Annotated in this window: 1 protein-coding gene; it reads right to left on the bottom strand. The window is 65.5% G+C overall.

The features are described from left to right. Positions 1 to 267: DUF5719 family protein (locus SB772_RS39585; RefSeq protein ID WP_410838464.1), on the bottom strand; the 267-nt coding region annotated here is incomplete at its 3' end. Positions 268 to 339: the final 72 nt, after the last annotated feature.

Genomic DNA, 339 nt, shown 5'->3' with positions numbered 1-339 from the left:
CCCTTGGCTCCCGAACAGATCAAGGTTCACCGTGGCCGGGGTTGAGGAGGCATTGCTGACATTCAGCACAGCGGTGCGGCCAACTGACGTGCTCGCTCCAAGGATCCAAGCATCGTTGCCGGGCTGTTGGCACTGCGCTGAGGCAAGCCCGCGCAGATCACCGTCCGTGGCGGAGTACGTGACGTTTGCGGCCATGGATGCCTGCTCATTGCCGATGGGATCAGCGCCCACCACGGTTGCGGACGTCACCGGACTGATGGAGGCCAAAGCTGCCGCCAGGACCGGAGGGCCGGTGGTCGGCGTCGGACTGGCCGTGGGTGCCTTAGCGATCTCCGCCAC

Origin of the sequence: Paraburkholderia sp. SIMBA_030, assembly GCF_046535245.1 — a bacterium.
Taxonomy (GTDB): Bacteria; Pseudomonadota; Gammaproteobacteria; order Burkholderiales; family Burkholderiaceae; genus Paraburkholderia.
This window is presented reverse-complemented; position numbering and strand designations above follow the sequence as displayed.